Below are 17078 nucleotides of genomic sequence, written 5' to 3' on the forward strand. Positions count from 1 at the left end.
ATTTGAGTAAAAAACAGACCAATCACCTGAAGTTCAAACTAAAAACCGTCTTTTTTTCAGGCTCAGAAACCACCGTTAAGCTTCCCCGATGCAGGTTCATGATCTGTCGTGAAATCGCCAATCCAATACCCGATCCGGTCTTTTTGGTGGTATAAAAAGGTACAAAAATCCGTTCCAAAGCTTCAGGAACGATCCCCGGTCCATTGTCTTCGATTTGGATGAGGCTTCCCAGATCACCCTGACCGATGGCTCGAATCCAGATCTGTCGATCCGCTTGATTTTGTAAAGATTCGGAAGCGTTTTTGACCAGATTGATCAAGATCATGGTGATTTGATCCGGATCACAAAGGATTTCCAGATTTTCCGGGTTCAGGTCTTTGTGAACTTCGATTTCCTTGGATTTCAGGTCTTCTTTCATCAATTGGCAAACATTCTCGATCAAATTTTCAACAGAAACCAGCTCTTTTTTGGGTTGAGGAATATTGGTGTAGTCCCGGTACGCATTCACAAAATTCACCAAGCCCTTACTTCGGTTGGCAATGGTGTCCAGTCCTTCCTGAATATCCAAAAAGCCATCTTTTTTGATCAAGATGCCCTCTTGCTGCACGTAGCTGTCCTCATCCAGGATGGTACGGAGCGAATCCACCAAACTGGAAATCGGCGTGATGGAATTCATGATTTCGTGTCGAAGCACTTTAGTCAGGTTTTGCCAAGCCTCCAGTTCGTTGGATTGGAGTTCGGCATTGATGTTTTGAAAGGAGAGGAGGGTCCAGCTTTTCCCTCCCATTTTCAGCGCAGTGGATTGGATGATCAGGTGCATGGTGGGATTGACCTTGAAGGAGACCCGCTGCCCGGGCTTCATTTCCAGAATTTCCTGTAGGAGTTTTTTGGAAAGCTTGCCCAGATCGCTGATGTCCCGAAACTGAGGGATTTGCAGGAGATGCTTGGCGGCATTGTTGATCACTCCGATTTTTCCCTCTGCATTGAAGGAGATAATTCCGGTATTGATATGTTGGATGATCACTTGGAGGAAAAGCATCTGTTCCTCCTTTTCGGCCCGGGTCTGCTTGAAAACCTCCATTACTTCATTGAAGGCTTGATTGACTTCACGGAAGGACTGCCCCATTTTACTGTCTGTGGTGAAAGATGAAGAGAAATCCGCAAAACGAATGGAGTCTAAAAAGCGGGCAAGTTTTTGATTGATCGAGTTGACATAATAGATCATCTCTCCGGCCAAAAACGCCACAATGACCACCAAAATCCCCGGCGCAAGCCAGAGCTCTTTGGTGTAGAATAGCCAAACCGCGAGAAAAATAAGTCCTGTGATGGCCAGAATACGGATACTGATTCCAACCGAAAATCTCCTATAAACCATATTTTTCAAGTCTTCGGTACAGCGAAGATCGGGTCAAGCCAAGTTCATCTGCAGCCCGGGTGATGTGCCCGTTGTGTTTTTGGAGTGCTTTCCGGATGAGGATCCGTTCCACGTCTTCGATATTGAGGTGCTCCAAGCTCACATTTTCCTCCGATTTTTCAGGCTGCCCCATTTTTTGCAAAAACAGATCTTCGGGTTGCAGCACGTTGTGGTTGGACATGATCACCGCCCGCTCGATGCTGTGTTGCAGTTCGCGGATATTTCCCGGCCAATGATATTTGGTCATTCGTTTCAACAGCGGTTCGGAGGCCTTACGGATGTCTTTGTTGTATTTTTTGGAATAGTAGCTGATAAAATGATCGGCCAAAAGCGGGATATCTTCCACCCGCTCTCGAAGTGGAGGCAAGGTGATCTCGATGGTATTGATCCGGTAAAGTAAATCCTGCCGGAAACTGTTGTCATAGACCATGTTGTACACCGGCATGTTGGTGGCCGAAATCAGCCGAATATTCACGTCTACCGGTCTATTTGCGCCCACTCGCGTGACTTGTCGGTTTTGAAGTGCTGCCAGTAACTTTGCTTGGAGTGGGAGGGGGAGGTTTCCGATTTCGTCCAAAAATAGGGTTCCCTTGTGCGCTTGTTCGAATCGGCCTGCACGGTCTTCTTTGGCATCGGTGAAAGCGCCTTTTTTGTGTCCAAAAAGCTCTGATTCAAAGAGAGTGGAGGTGATCGAACCTAAATCAACCCCTACAAATGCCTCCCGGCTTCGTCTGGAATGTCGGTGAATGGCACGGGCAATCAGTTCTTTTCCGGTTCCGTTTTCTCCTAAGATCAGGACATTGGCATCTGTAGTTGCTACCCGCTCGATGGTTTCAAAAACTTTTTGCATGACAGGACTTTGGCCAATGATGTCTTTAAACTTATTGTCTATGTCCTGCTGAAGCGTTTGCTTCTGGTCCTTGAGCAGGTTGACCTCCAATTTTTTCTGACGGAGTTGGAGTGCAGAGTTTAGAGTGGCCAGAAGGCGCTCGTTTTCCCAAGGCTTGAGCACAAAGTCCGTTGCCCCTTCTTTGATTGCCTTTACCGCCAGATTCACATCTCCATAAGCGGTGATCAGCACGACAACAGCCGATGGATCGAGCTCCAAAATCCGATCCAGCCAATAGAAGCCTTCCTGACCTGAACTCACGTCTTTGGTGAAGTTCATATCGAGCAGGATTACATCGTAGTTTTCATTGTGCGTAAGGATGGGCAGCAGGTCCGGGTTGGTTTCGGTGTCCACCTGGGCAAAGTGTCTTTTTAGAAAAATTTTGGCGGCTTTAAGCAAGTCTTCATTGTCATCGACGATGAGGATTTTTCCGGTACGTTGCTCGTTCATATTAGAGAAAGTTTTAAAGTCGGCAATTGCCCACTGATCAATGGGATTCCAAAAGTCTGCCGAATTGGATTTTTGGTCAAAAATTTTCCAAAAGGTCCGTTTTCGGGCAAAAATGGCCGATTTTGGCTAGGGCAACCTTGACTAAAAGATAGAATTAAATTTTCGGCTTTGAATCACTTTTGTTCGCTGGCGGACGAAAATGTTCGAGAAGGATTTTTCCTTTCTCACCTAAATCCCGTTTTTGGGGCGATTCTGGCCTTTTTGGGCATGGCACAGCCTTTGGCACATAGGAAGCACCGCCACTAGGCAGCAACACACAATGGACAGAAAAATTGAAAAGAAAACCTGGACTCCCAAAAAGATAGCCGCCATCCTCGGAGGGGCTGTGGTACTTGGGGGAATTATTTACCAGTTGGGATTTGCCGATCATCGCTCCACCATGAATGTGGAAAAGGACCGAATCAGTATAGGGACAGTCAAAACCGGGGAATTTACCGATTACATTTTGGTCTCCGGACAGATTGAACCGGCACGAACTGTTTACCTCGATGCCATCGAAGGAGGGGTCATTCATAAGGTAGTTCGTGAATCCGGAGCCCTCCTTAGAAGAGGAGATACCATCCTGGTCCTCAACAATTCCAATCTTCAGCTCGATGTCATGCAGCGGGAGACCATGCTCTATGAGCAAATCAATAACCTCCGGCAAACCCGATTGCTTTTGGATCAAAACGACCTCAGTCAGCAGGGGCAATTGGCAGAAATCGATTACCAGATCAGCCTTTTGGAACCTCAATACAAGCGATTCAAGGAATTGCATGAGAAAAAGCTGGTTTCTGATCGGGAATTTGAAGAGGTCAAGGAGCAATACGATTACAATGTGAAGCGAAAGAAGCTTACATACGCCTCCTATAAAAATGACTCCATCGCCCGCTCTATCCAGCTCAACCAATTGAGAATGTCTGAAAATCGGATGAATGCATCCCTCACGGGTGTAGGCAACATTCTGGATAATCTGATCATCACTGCACCGATTGCCGGTCAATTGGCTACCCCTCAGCAACTGGAAGTCGGGCAGGCTATCAATCCCGGTCAGCGTTATGGACAGATCGATATTCTGGATGAATTCAAAGTGAGGGTACCGATCGATGAGCTGTATTTGCCCCGAATCAGTCAGGGGCTTAGAGGGAAGTTTACGCTCAGCGGACAGGAATATGAGCTGGAGATCTCCAAAATCTACCCAACCATTGCCAATGGTCGCTTTGAGGTGGATATGATTTTCACCGGAACAGCTCCTGAAGGAATCCGAAGAGGGCAGAGTGTACGAATCCGTCTCGAGCTCGGCCAAAGCGAGCAAAGCCTGCTCCTACCGACCGGAGGCTTCTTCAAAGACACCGGAGGAAATTGGGTCTACGTGCTGAATGCTTCCGGCAATGCTGAAAAAAGAACCATCCGCCTGGGTAGAAAAAATCCTGAGTTCTATGAAGTCCTCGAAGGCCTGGTTGAAGGAGAAAAAGTGATCATCAGCGGGTATGAGAATTTCGGGACGAATGAAGTGTTGAATCTGAAATAAGTGGGAAGACGGAAGACCGGAGACTGAAGACAGATGACCGAAGATTGGTTAAGAGTTTCTGGAATAGGTGGAAGATTGATTGTTTTCTATCCTTGAATTTGGTGAATAATTTTAATATTAAGTTCTGATAATCAAATCAATAAATAGATGAGCTTTAAATTTGAAAAACTTTTAATCTGGCAAAAAGCCATGGATTTGGCTGAAGAAATCCATGAGCTTTCTAAGAAATTTCCCAAAGAGGAATTGTACAACCTGACAGGCCAAATCAATCGGGCTGCTGATTCAATTGCCTTAAATATTGCCGAAGGCTCAATTTCCCAGACTAATCCAGAGCAACATAGGTTTCTTGGTTATTCAATCAGATCTATTGCTGAGGTAGTTACCTGCCTGTATAAAGCAAAGCGAAGGAATTATATAACTATCGAAGAATTTGAAAAAAATTATAAGGATAGTTTTGATCTGATGAATATGACCATTGGATTTAAGAATAACATTAAATGAATTTAACCCCCAAACTTTAATTAATCGATGGGATCCGGATTCTTCGGTCTTCGGTCTCCCGTCTTCAATCTCATCACTATGGAAAACGTCATCAAAACCGTAAATCTCAAAAAGCTTTACACCACAGAAGAAGTCGAGACTACCGCGCTCGACGGCATTCAAATCGAAATCAAAAAAGGAGAATTTGTCGCCATCATGGGACCTTCGGGTTGTGGCAAGTCCACCTTACTCAACATCATTGGGCTCCTGGATAATCCGGATAGCGGAGAATATTATTTTCTCGATAAAGAAGTTGCAGGATATTCCGAAAGGCAGCGCTCCTCTTTGAGAAAAGGAAACATCGGCTTTGTGTTCCAAAGCTTTAATCTGATCGATGAACTGACGGTGTTTGAAAATGTCGAATTGCCGCTTTTGTACCTGAAAATCGGTACAGATGAGCGTAAAAAGCGAGTGGAGGAAGTACTTACCCGTATGAATATCATGCACCGACGCAATCACTTTCCTCAGCAGCTTTCGGGTGGACAGCAGCAGCGTGTGGCCATTGCCCGCGCAATTGTGGCTAAGCCGGCTGTCATCCTTGCCGATGAACCTACCGGTAACTTGGATTCAAAAAATGGGGAAGAAGTAATGCGGCTTTTAGAGGAGTTAAACAATGAAGGGACTACCATCGTGATGGTAACCCACTCTCCTCATGATGCTAATTATGCCCATCGCGTGATCAATCTCTTTGACGGAAAAGTGGTGACGGAGAATATCCGGGAGCAATTTCATGTATGATGAAGGGAAGAATGGGAGTAAGGAAGTCAGGAGGTCATTTTCCTCCTGAGTTTGCACTTACGCGATCCGTTGGCTTTTTGGTTTTCAAAGTAGCCCGAAATGCTCCCATACTGTTCATCAAAGCATAGGCTTGAGTATAAAAGTTGGAAAAATCAGCTTCAGATAGATACTTCCTTCTTCTTGCCTTGTGCAAACAGGTGACCACCTCAGCTAATGATCGTAACGAATAACCGATGAATTTTCGGAATTCCTTGTTCGATTGGCCAGTGGAGCCTTCGGCGATATTTAGAGCTATGGAATCAGCTGCTCTTCGAATTTGTGAGATCAAATTGTATTTCTCGTCGATCGGAAATTGGCCTGAGGCATCAAAAATCAACTCCCCAAAATCCATCGCTGTGTGCCAGATTCTTAGTTTTTCAAATTTGAAAGTTTCCATGATTGGCTAGATTAAATGATGTTAACTGAATGAAAATCAAATTATTGAAATTAGAAGGATTTTAAAACATCTCTCCCAAATTCTATTCAACAAGCTTCCTAACCTCCAAACTTCCCAACTCCCATATCCCCACACTTCCCAACTCCCATACCTCCATCCTCCCCAACTTCCCAACCCCCAAACTTCCCAACTTCTCATGCTAACCAACTACCTAAAAATCGCGCTTCGTGGCTTTGCCAAACACAAACTCACCTTTCTGATCAATACACTGGGATTGTCGCTCGGACTATGGGCAGCGGTGCTGATCGGACTATGGATCAAGAGTGAATTTGAAGTCGGAAAAGGACTTGCCCAATCCGATCAGGTCTATCGGGTCATGGAGCATCAATCCTATGGAGCTCAGATTTTCACTACAACCTCCACTCCCGGGATTTTGGCTGAAACCATGAAAGAAAGCCTTTCTGAAGTAGAAAAAGCGGCTACTTATTCCTGGAATGAAGAGCATCTCTTTGTCAATGGGGAAAAGCGGGTGAAATTGAATGGATTTTTTGCCGGGGCAGATTACCTCCACATCATGCAATACCCATTTCTGCATGGCAACAAGGAATTGGCTCTTACCGATAAGTCCCACATTGTATTGACAGAGGAGGCGGCAGTCAAACTCTTCGGTACTACAGATGCTATCGGGGAATCAGTTCAGTTGATCAGCAATGAAGAAGAAGAACTATATGTGGTGCAGGGTGTGCTCAAGAGCTTGGGATCTACCGTCAGCAGTGCTTTTGAATACATTTTGCCCTATCAGGTGATGTTTGACAAACCTTACAATCAATGGTTGAAATACTGGGGAAATAACGGCCCGAGTACTATCGTGAAATTGAGGGCTGGAACTGATGGGGAGAAGTTTTCCGAATCAATCAAAGACTTTATTCTCGAGCGAAATGAAAACAGCAATGTAAAACTATTTGCCTACCCCCAAAGCGAATTGTATCTCCATGGCTCCTGGAAAGACGGCAAGCTGCAAGAAGGAAGAATTAAAACCGTAAAGCTTTTTGCCATGATCGGGTTCTTTATTTTGCTGATTGCCTGTATCAATTTTATGAACCTTTCCACGGCCAAATCCCAAAAGCGGGCTAAAGAAGTGGGGGTTCGGAAAGTTTCCGGTGCGGATAAGTCCTCATTGGTGTACCAATTTCTGAGCGAATCAGTCTTGATTACGGTTTTTTCAGGAATTCTGGCTTTGCTATTGGTACAGATTACCCTTCCCGTTTTCAATACCCTTACAGGGAAACAAATGGTTTTGCCCTTGGGTGAGGGTATGTTTTGGGCTCAGTTTGGGGCGGTGATTTTGTTTACCGGATTGGTTTCGGGCAGTTATCCGGCATTTTACCTTTCAGCTACCAAGGTGGTATCGGTTTTCAAAAATCACATTCAGGGTAGCAAACGGGTCGTATTGGCACGAAAAGGATTGGTTCTCTTCCAGTTTATTTTGGCTACAGCCTTGATTGTTTCTACCGTGGTGGTTTTTCAACAGATCAATTATGCTCTGAAGCAAAATATTGGGTATGAAAAAGATCAGTTGATCATGGTACCCTTGGAGGGGGAGCTGTTTGGGAAGTATGAGATCTTCAAGACCCAATTGGAAAATAATCCCAATATCGAATCAGTCACTCGGACTACGCATAACTTACTTGGTCGAAACTCCAATACTGGAGGTGTGGAATGGGAGGGGAAAGATCCCGAGTTCAATGCGCTATTTGAGCGGATTTTGGTGGATTATGACTATCTCTCCACGATGGGTATGAAGCTGATCGATGGGGAGGACTTTTCAAGGGACAAAGGCTCAGATTCTACCCAATCGGTGATTTTGAATCAGCGGGCATTTGAAATCATCACTCAGGCCAATCCCGAAGTGCGAACGGTCATCATCAATGGAGAGACCCGACAGGTGACTGGGGTGGTGGAAGATTTTCATTTCCAAAGTTTCCACCAAGTCATGGAGCCTGCCTTCATTATATTGGATCCGAGTTACGCTAGCAATGCTTTCATCAGGGTAAAGGCCGGGGAAATGGAAAAAACTTTGGGTGCTATCCAAGCAGTTGCCGAGGAGCTGAATCCTGTTTTTCCATTCACCTATCAATTTATGGATGACAACTACGCCCGCTTGTATCAGGATGATGTGAGGTTAAGGGATTTAGCTCAGTATTTCAGCATTTTGACGATTTTGATTTCCTGCTTGGGCTTATTGGGACTTTCTGCTCATGTGGCTGAGCAAAAAACCAAGGAAATCGGCATCCGAAAAGTACTGGGAGCATCTACGTTCAATATTCTTCAGGTGATCAATCGGGAGTTTATTCTGGTCGTGATGGTGTCCATTTTGATCGGTTCGGGCTTGGCTTATTGGTTTATGAGCGACTGGTTGGAAGGATATGCTTACCGAATTGATTTTGAGTGGTGGTTTATTCCTTTGGCGGCTGTATTGATTCTAGGGATTGCCTTGATCACTGTTACCCTCCAATCCATCAAAGCGGTGAGAAGTAATCCGGTCCAAGCGATCAAGACGGAATAAGCCAACTATTCATTTTTCCATTCACCATCATTCACAGGCCCTCTTATGATCCTAAACTATCTACGGGTATCGCTAAGAAGTTTACTCAAGCGTAGTGTATTTTCCTCCGTCAATCTTGTGGGATTGATTTTGGGCCTGGTGACCTTTTTGGTACTTTTCGCCTTTGTCGCTACCCAATGGAGTTATAATGAATTCCATATTCGAAAGGATGATCTGTACCGGGTCGTAGTCACCGAGGGCAAGGGTGATTATGAGATTTTCCTTCCTCCGGGGTATGGGCCTATCTTGAAGAGCAACTTTGAAGAGGTGGAGTCAGTCCTTCGGATTGCCTCTGGAATTGGAAGCGGTCTTCTTGCAGTCCCAGACACAGATTTGGCGTTTACAGAAGAGCAAATCTCCTTCGTGGAGGGAGATTTCTTCCGAGCATTTTCTTTTGACATAGTCAGGGGGAACGCTGACCTCAGTAGACCTAAAACGGCTGTTCTTTCAGAATCTTTCGCTCAAAAGCTTTTTGGAGATCAAGATCCTTTGGGGAAAATATTTTCCTTAAGCAATCAGTTTGGAAAAACGGAATTGACGGTCACTGGGGTTATTGCAGCTATATCACCCCGTTCTGATTTTCAAGGTGAGGTTTTTGTATCCATTCATACCCTGGAAAATCCAGCCTATCGTCAGGGCAACGACTGGGCAAATCCGGATGGCTTAGAATCTGGATTTGTAAACCTTATACTTCTAACCAAGGCTGGAGTTTCGGGTGGAGAATTGTCGGAAAGACTGACTTCTTTTATCCAAAAGAATCCTGGGTCAGAGAATTCCCAAGTGCTTTTACAACCCTTCCGGGAGATTCACTTGGGCGGGAGTATTGGAGATCCGATGCCTAGTTATTCAGAAATGGGCAGTGTCTTGGTCTTTTTGGCCATTGCCGTGTTAATCTTGGCGATTGCCTATGTCAATTACCTCAATCTTTCCTCTGCTTCGATCTTGACCAGAATCAAGGAAATCCGTATGCGTCGGATCTTGGGGGCGAGATCATGGCAGCTTGCCCAGCAGTTTATGGCTGAAACGCTCGTATTGATGATCTTGGCTTTGGTGATTTCATCCATAATCTTGGTAATCATAGCCCCTTATCTGGACCAAGTCTTCGGAACTCCTATTTGGTTGTGGGCATTGGGAAAGCCGTCAGCCCTCTTGGCAATTTTGATACTCTTGGGGTTTTGCGTGCTGATTTCGGGGTTTTATGTGGTCTTTTTGTCTGGAAGATTTGAGAAAAAATCCCGTATGCATTTCAAGCTTGATCATCAGTGGCTTCGCAAATCATTGGTTGTCTTCCAGTTTGTGATTTCGGGAGTGATTATCACCTGTACGTTGGTAATCCGGGACCAACTCACATTCATGCAAAATCAGAATCTGGGAATGAATGTGAGCCAAAAAGTGGCCATAGCGGGCCCGAATGATATCGGGGACAACCGTGATGCGAAGATCAATTCATTCAGGGATGCCTTGTCAGCCAAATCTTATATCAAAGGATTGGCTGGGTCTAATAATATACCCGGAATCGGATATAATTTTTCAGCAGGGGGGTTCAGTCCTCAAGTGCCAAGACCGGAAGATGAAGAGCACACCTACTCCATGCTGATTGTCGATGAACAGTTTTTTACAGTCTACGAGATTGATGTACTGGCGGGCAGAAATTTTACTCCCGATGAAACAAAGTCCAGCTGGAACTCTTCTTACAAGGTTATCCTCAACGAAAAGGCCGCTCGTCAGCTTGGCTTTGAAAATCCTGAATCGGCTGCAGGACAGACGATTCTTTGGGGAAAACCTTTTGAAGTAGTCGGCGTGGTACGCGACTATCACCATATGTCTCTCAGAGAAGAAATTCGACCTAGTGTGTTTCTCCCTAGTCAGGCGGGTGGGTTTTTTACCCTGATCTTGGAACCTTCCAGAATAAAGGAGCACCTGGAGGAAATCAAAAATCTTTATCAGGATATTTTTCCGGGCAATCCATTCAATTACTCCTTTACCGATGAAGTGTTTGCCCGGCAATACCGGACAGAAGCCCAATTAAGTCTGGCTTTCAGCATCGCAGGGATCTTGGCAATCGTGATATCCTGTCTCGGGCTGTTTGGATTGGCAGCGTATTCCGTGCAGCAAAGAACCAAAGAAATCGGAATCCGAAAAGTATTGGGGGCCAGCAGTGAAAGTTTGGTTCGATTGGTCAGTAAGGATTTTATGATTTTGGTGGGATTGGCAATTTTATTGGCAATTCCGATTGCCTGGTATGTGATGAGGGCTTGGCAAATGGACTTTCCCTATCAGGCTGGTTTGTCTCTCACCACCTTTGTATCAGCTGGAGCCTTGAGTCTTTTTGTCGCTTTATTGACAGTAGGATTTCAGGCTGTACGGGCTGCCTGGGCCAACCCTGTCGATTCCATCCAAAACGAATAATTTCAAGGATACTCCCATCTAGCCAGATGGATTTTATTTTTTTGTCCGCCTTCGACCAAACTGGACAGATGGCGTTCAGTTTTGTTAGGGTGTAAATGCCATTTGGGGGCTCCTTTGGGCATTTTTATTTTTTGATCCACTATTTGCAACTAATGGGTGAAAAGCAGCATCTGCTTATTTGAAAACTAAACCAACCTCCACTTTTCCAAAAACTAAACCAACTAACCCCGCCAGATATGTGGAAAAACTATTTGAAAATCGCCTATCGTAATGTCCTGAAAAGCAAGGTCTATTCCGGGATCAATATCCTAGGCTTGAGCTTGGGGATGGCAGCGTCTATTTTGATTTTGATTTACATCGTGGATGAACTCAGCTATGACAAATTCCACCCGAATGCAGAGCTGATCTACCGCGTGGGAATGCAAGGCAGTATGAACGGGAATGAGTTTGATATGCCTTTTTCGCCTGCACCGATGGCTCAGGCCATCAAGGACGAAATACCGGAGGCTGCTGATGTGATTCGTTTGGGTCTTTTTCGGACCATGCCGGTGCGTTACGAAGAAAAGTCATTCACAGAGCCGATTACGTTGGTGGCGGACCCGAATTTCTTCGATTTTTTTGGATTTGATTTGGTCAAAGGTGATCCAAAAACGGCATTGGTGGGTCCTAATCGAGTGATTTTGACAGAATCTGCTGCTAAAAGATATTTTGGTGAAGAGGAGGCTATTGGAAAGGTTTTATTTCGAGGCTCTGATAAAACGGCAACTGAAGTCACGGGAGTCGTTGTCGATCCCCCACACAATTCACATATCGATTTCAATATGATTTTGTCCGGGGATAGCTGGAGCTATATGAAAGATCCACAGTGGTCTTCCAACAACCTGTATACCTACTATCGGATTCATCCTGGATCAGATCCGGCCAAAGTCAAAACCATCTTGGATGGATTTATTCCCAAATACTTTGGTCCTGAGGTTCAGAGATTTCTGGGGATTTCATTGGAGGCTTTTCAGGAACAAGGGAATCGCTTTGGTTACGTAGTGTATCCCTTGCTGGACATTCATCTCAAATCCGGAACTGCCGAGGAAATCAAGCCCGGTGGGAGTATTCAATACCTCTATATTTTTGGAGCAGTAGCGCTTTTCATTATTCTGATTGCCTGTATCAATTTCATGAATTTGTCTACCGCCCGTGCCTCTAACCGTGCCAAAGAAGTGGGGGTAAGAAAGGCTGTCGGTGCGGAAAAAAGTCGCTTAGTCATTCAGTTTTTGTCCGAATCATTTTTGTATTGTTTGATTTCCTGGGTAGTGGCCTTGGTTTTTATCCTGTTGGCACTTTATCCATTCAATCAGCTTTCGGGGAAAGAATTGGGCTTGGGAATCTTTACAAATCCCTTGATTTTGTTGGGGATCTTTGGATTCTTGGTTTCAGTTGGTTTTTTGGCTGGATCCTATCCTGCATTTTATCTAACCTCTTTTTCACCGGTGACGGTCTTGAAGGGGAAAATCCGGAGTGGGGTGAAGCGCTCCAATTTTCGAAACGGGTTGGTTGTTTTTCAGTTTTTGATTTCCATTTGCCTGATCATCAGCAGTATGGTCGTGTATAAGCAGCTTCGATTTATGCAGGAAAAAAATCTGGGATTCCAAAAAGAGAATGTGATCGACCTGTTGCATACCCGTGCTTTGGGCAATAATGCAGAGGCGTTTAAGCAGGAATTATTAAGTCAAACCGGCTTCGTGGCGGCAAGTTACGCCAATACACTTCCACCAAATATTGATTGGTCCTCGGTATTCAAGACGACAGATACCCAACAGGATTTTCTTTGCAATCTCAATTTTGTAGACCATGATCAGCAGCAGGCCTTGGGCTATGAATTGGTTCAGGGAAGGTTTTTCTCTCGAGAATTCCCCAGTGATACCGGAACTGTGATATTGAACGAAACGGCTTTCAGACAAATGGGCTGGACTACACTGGACGGAAGCCAAAAAGTAAGTGGTTTTTGGAATGTCAATTCTGAACCGGTAGAGCGGACTGTCATTGGAGTCATGCGTGATTTCAACTTTGAAAGTTTGAGAGCAACTGTAAAGCCTTTGATCATGACACTGGGCCCTACGCCCAACAATGAGATGGCGATCCGAATTAGCCCGGGTAATCCCCAAGAGAAAATAGCGCAATTGGAGCAACTGTGGAAAAAACATGCTGATGGAGCGGCCTTTGAATATACTTTCATCGATTCCAACTTTGCGACCCTTTTTCAGGCAGAGGCTAAAATGGGCAAAATCATTTTGGTCTTCACGGTATTGGCGATCAGCATTGCCTGTTTGGGCCTTTTTGGACTTGCAGCTTATACGACCGAGCAGCGATCCAAAGAAATCAGTATCCGTAAGGCGCTGGGGGCATCGATGAGTCATTTGGTGACCATTTTGAGCAAGGACTTTATCTTGTTGGTGCTCATTGCTTTTTTGATTGCCGGACCTTTGAGCTATTTCCTGATGGAAAAATATTGGCTGCAAAACTTCGCTTTCCGAACGTCCATTGATCTGGTATTGGTGGGGATTTCAGGATTGATATCGATTGTAATCGCCTGGTTGACTGTTAGTTTTCAAAGTTTCAAGACAGCAGCCTCCAATCCGGTGGATTATTTGAAAAATGAATAAGCTGCTTTGATTTCCGTTTTGTCCGTTGGCGGTCAAAAATTTCCCCCAACGGACAACCTAATCCCAAAAAACCTTGAATACATGCTCTTTTCGCATGTTTTCCACTGGCATAATAAATGAAATTCATAAACCATTCTAAACTCAACTTGCTATGAAGATTACCTCAATTCTTTCCGCCCTTTTTCTTTTTATGGCTGTCGTGTTCACAGCTCATGCCCAAAATTCCCAAACCCGTACTCCCGGTACTTTTACCCGCGTGGAGACTGGAGGGAGTTGGGATGTATTTATTACCAAAGGAAACAAAGATGAAGTCCGACTGGAATCTGCCTCCTTTGATCTCAATAAGGTCATCACAGAGCTTGATGGCAGAACTTTGAAAATCAAACTCGAGAAAGGCAACTATCGAAACGTAGAGCTTCAAGTGTATGTCACGGTTCGCGAATTGGAAGCCGTTGGCTGCTCTGGATCCGGAAATGTCCTGTTGGCTTCGGATTTTGGTGCTGACGAATTTTCAATTGGTACCTCAGGTTCGGGTACCATCAAGGCCAAATCCATCAATGCCCGTAACTTGAATGTAGGCATGAGCGGTTCGGGTGATGTAGAAATCGAAGGAGGTCAAGTGGACTATGTGACGATCGGACAGTCCGGTTCGGGGGATTTTGAAGGAATAGACCTCAATGCCCAAACCGTAAAAATCGGTAAGTCCGGCTCAGGACAAACGCATATCACCGCCATCAAAAGCCTCACGGTAGGAGCATCCGGATCAGGAAACGTTTACTACAGAGGCAATCCTGAAATGCAAAAAGTCGGAATCAGCGGTTCTGCCAAGCTGATCAAGGAATAATTACCCAGCCCTATCTATCTCCAGTGCCGGTCAGGTTTCCTGATCGGCACTTTTTCCAGTTTGACCCAATTTATCACCCCAACCCCATCCAGTCATGCTGAAGAATTACCTGAAAATCGCGTACCGTAATCTCCTCAAAAACAAGGTCTACACAGCGATCAATGTGATTGGACTGACTTTGGGCCTGACCTGTTGCCTACTGATTTTTCTTCAGGTGAAGGATGAATTGAGTTATGACTCGTTTTGGGCGGAAAAGGAAAAACTCTATCGGGTAGCATTGGAACGAATCTATCCTGATCACATCAATCTGTATGCGACCATCCCGGATGGATTTGCGGAGGTGTTTAAAAATGAAATTCCTGAGGTAGAAAATGCCACCAGGCTTTTTTCATTTGGTGACTTTGCCAGTACGATTCAGATTGAGGAGGATTTTTATGAGGAACGGGCCGTGGCTTTAGCCGATTCCAATTTTTTTGAATTGTTTCCTATTCGGCTGATTCAGGGTGACCCTCGAACTGCACTTTACAAAACTCAAGCAGTGGTACTCAGCGAAACACTCTCAAAAAATTATTTTAATTCCACCGATATACTGGGGAAGGTTTTTAAGCTCAATGGCCAAGATGTGGAAGTCACCGGTGTAATGGAAGATTTGCCCACAAATTCGCACCTATATTTTGAATTACTTGGAACCACTGCCGGGCAACCCTTCAATAACAATCCTACCTATGCCGCATTTTCAGCCTTGACCTATGTCAAACTTCGGGAAAATGCCACACCAGAATCAGTAGAAAAGGCCATTCCTCCTTTGGTGAAAAAATATGCGGCGGGACAGATCGAAAGGAACACTGGCGTCAACTACGAGGATTATGTCGCTGCGGGCAATGGATACAATTATTTCCTTCAACCCCTGACTAAAATTCACCTTACTTCCCAACTTCAAGGTGAACTCAAAGCCAACGGAAATATTCGGTATGTGTATATTTTTATTTCTGTCGCGCTGTTTATCCTTTTGATTGCCTCGGTCAACTTTATCAATCTCGCCACAGCGCGTTCCGCAGAGCGTTCCAAAGAGGTGGGCGTGAGAAAAGCCATGGGATCGGATCGCAAGCAGCTGATTGTTCAGTTCCTGATGGAGGCCAGTCTTTTGGTAGCAGTGAGTATGCTGTTGTCCTTGATGCTGGTAGGATTAATTCTGCCTTGGTTTAATGGCCTGGCTCAAAAGGAGTTACACTTGAGTCTGAACGTGATCCAAGACTTGATACCGGGGTTATTGGGCATGGGAATCCTCGTCGCTTTGATTGCCGGGTACTATCCGGCATTTCAGATTTCCAATATGCACGCGGTGGAAATCATGAAGGGTAAATTTACCTCTTCTCAAAAAGGACAGTTTCTTAGAAATGGATTAGTGGTTTTCCAGTTTGCCATATCCATAATTTTGATCGCGGGTACGTTGATCATCAACAGACAAATGGAATTCATTCAAACCAAGAATCTGGGTTTCCAAAGGGAGAATATGGTCGTAATCGACCGCTTTAATCAATTGGAAAATCCGGAAACATTTCGGGAGGAAGTCCTCAAACTTCCGGGAGTGATGGAGGCCGGAGGCAGTACCAATATGCCCGGGAAGGGATTTTTCGGAGTTCAGTTTACGCCGGAGGGAAAGGCGGAGGTACTTACCGGCAAAGGAATGGTGGTAGATGATTTTTTTCTTACAACCATGAATATCCGGATGAACGAGGGGAGGTTTTTTGACCAGGACTTCAATGACAGCACTTCTGTGATTCTCAATCGCGCTGCAGCCCAATCTTTTGGGCTCAATGATAGCCCGATCGGTAGCAAGATTTACAGTACGGTCAGGCTGAATGGTGAAGATGTAACGGTTCCGTTTACAGTAATCGGTATCGCAGAAGATTTCCATTTTGAGTCCCTGCATTTGCCGATTACTCCTTTGGCAATTTTTAGCTTGGAGTCCGGAATGGGATTAAGTGCGTATTTGGCTGTTAATATTTCTGGAGATTACCTTCCCTCCACTCTGGGTGAAATTGAAAACCTATGGGGACGGTTTGGTCAAAATCAACCTTTTTCTTTTTATTTTCTGGAAAATGATCTGGAACAACTGTATCAAAATGAGCAGGTTTCAGGGAAAATCCTCACTTCCTTCTCTATTCTGGCCATCGTCATTGCCTGTATTGGTTTGTTTGGTTTGGCGGCTTACACTGCGCATCAAAAAACCAAAGAAATCGGAGTGCGAAAAGTACTGGGAGCTTCCACGACAAGTTTGGTCTGGATGCTTACCACCAAATTCAGCCGATTGGTCATATTGGCTTTTGTCATCGGTGCTCCCGTAGCCTACTATGCCATGACTCAATGGCTCAAATCCTTTGCCTATCAGACCGAAATGAACCTTTTCCTTTTCTTTTCGGCAGGTTTGGCCACCTTGATCATCGCAGTCCTGACCGTAAGTTATCAGGCGTTTTCTGCAGCCCGAAACAATCCAGTGAAAAGCCTCAAAACTGAATAAATCCA

The 17078-nt window shown here is 45.0% G+C and carries 11 protein-coding genes; 8 read left to right on the forward strand and 3 right to left on the reverse strand.

The window, feature by feature from the left end:
- Positions 1 to 22: 22 nt before the first annotated feature.
- Positions 23 to 1375, reverse strand: coding sequence for a sensor histidine kinase (locus CLV31_RS01070; protein WP_111391020.1), 1353 nt, complete (start codon positions 1373 to 1375; stop codon positions 23 to 25).
- A complete protein-coding gene (locus CLV31_RS01075) occupies positions 1365 to 2753 on the reverse strand; it encodes a sigma-54-dependent transcriptional regulator (RefSeq protein WP_111391021.1) in 1389 nt (462 codons plus the stop codon). The genes CLV31_RS01070 and CLV31_RS01075 overlap by 11 nt, the downstream gene beginning before the upstream one ends.
- 319 nt (positions 2754 to 3072) lie before the next feature.
- Here CLV31_RS01075 and CLV31_RS01080 point away from each other — a divergent pair, with 319 nt between their 5' ends.
- The 3 genes from CLV31_RS01080 to CLV31_RS01090 all read left to right on the forward strand — a co-directional run bounded on the left by CLV31_RS01080 (position 3073) and on the right by CLV31_RS01090 (position 5601).
- Positions 3073 to 4323 (forward strand): efflux RND transporter periplasmic adaptor subunit, encoded by a 1251-nt coding sequence (locus CLV31_RS01080; RefSeq protein ID WP_111391022.1) that lies wholly within the window; start codon positions 3073 to 3075, stop codon positions 4321 to 4323.
- 147 nt (positions 4324 to 4470) lie between these two features.
- Complete coding sequence (locus CLV31_RS01085) at positions 4471 to 4824, forward strand: four helix bundle protein (protein ID WP_111391023.1); 354 nt, start codon at positions 4471 to 4473, stop codon at positions 4822 to 4824.
- A 78-nt stretch (positions 4825 to 4902) separates the two neighbouring features.
- Positions 4903 to 5601 carry an ABC transporter ATP-binding protein gene (locus CLV31_RS01090; protein ID WP_111391259.1) on the forward strand — a complete coding sequence of 233 codons (699 nt, stop codon included), beginning with the start codon at positions 4903 to 4905 and terminating at the stop codon, positions 5599 to 5601.
- A 34-nt stretch (positions 5602 to 5635) separates the two neighbouring features.
- Here CLV31_RS01090 and CLV31_RS01095 read toward each other — a convergent pair whose 3' ends face one another.
- Positions 5636 to 6037, reverse strand: a complete 402-nt coding sequence (locus CLV31_RS01095) for a four helix bundle protein (RefSeq protein ID WP_111391024.1) — start codon at positions 6035 to 6037, stop codon at positions 5636 to 5638.
- A gap of 196 nt (positions 6038 to 6233) precedes the next feature.
- Between CLV31_RS01095 and CLV31_RS01100 the strand changes: the two genes are divergently transcribed.
- The 5 genes from CLV31_RS01100 (at position 6234) to CLV31_RS01120 (ending at position 17073) form a co-directional block, all read left to right on the forward strand.
- Entirely contained in the window at positions 6234 to 8603 is a 2370-nt protein-coding gene (locus CLV31_RS01100; protein WP_111391025.1) for an ABC transporter permease, read from the forward strand.
- Positions 8604 to 8648: 45 nt separating this feature from the next.
- Positions 8649 to 11051: an ABC transporter permease gene (locus tag CLV31_RS01105; RefSeq protein ID WP_111391026.1), complete on the forward strand. Its 2403-nt coding sequence runs from the start codon at positions 8649 to 8651 to the stop codon at positions 11049 to 11051.
- A 236-nt stretch (positions 11052 to 11287) separates the two neighbouring features.
- Entirely contained in the window at positions 11288 to 13708 is a 2421-nt protein-coding gene (locus CLV31_RS01110) for an ABC transporter permease (protein WP_111391027.1), read from the forward strand.
- A 151-nt stretch (positions 13709 to 13859) separates the two neighbouring features.
- Positions 13860 to 14552 carry a head GIN domain-containing protein gene (locus CLV31_RS01115; RefSeq protein ID WP_111391028.1) on the forward strand — a complete coding sequence of 231 codons (693 nt, stop codon included), beginning with the start codon at positions 13860 to 13862 and terminating at the stop codon, positions 14550 to 14552.
- Positions 14553 to 14646: 94 nt separating this feature from the next.
- A complete protein-coding gene (locus tag CLV31_RS01120) occupies positions 14647 to 17073 on the forward strand; it encodes an ABC transporter permease (RefSeq protein ID WP_111391029.1) in 2427 nt (808 codons plus the stop codon).
- The last annotated feature ends 5 nt before the right edge of the window (positions 17074 to 17078 follow it).

The organism is Algoriphagus aquaeductus, assembly GCF_003253485.1.
Lineage (GTDB): Bacteria > Bacteroidota > Bacteroidia > Cytophagales > Cyclobacteriaceae > Algoriphagus > Algoriphagus aquaeductus.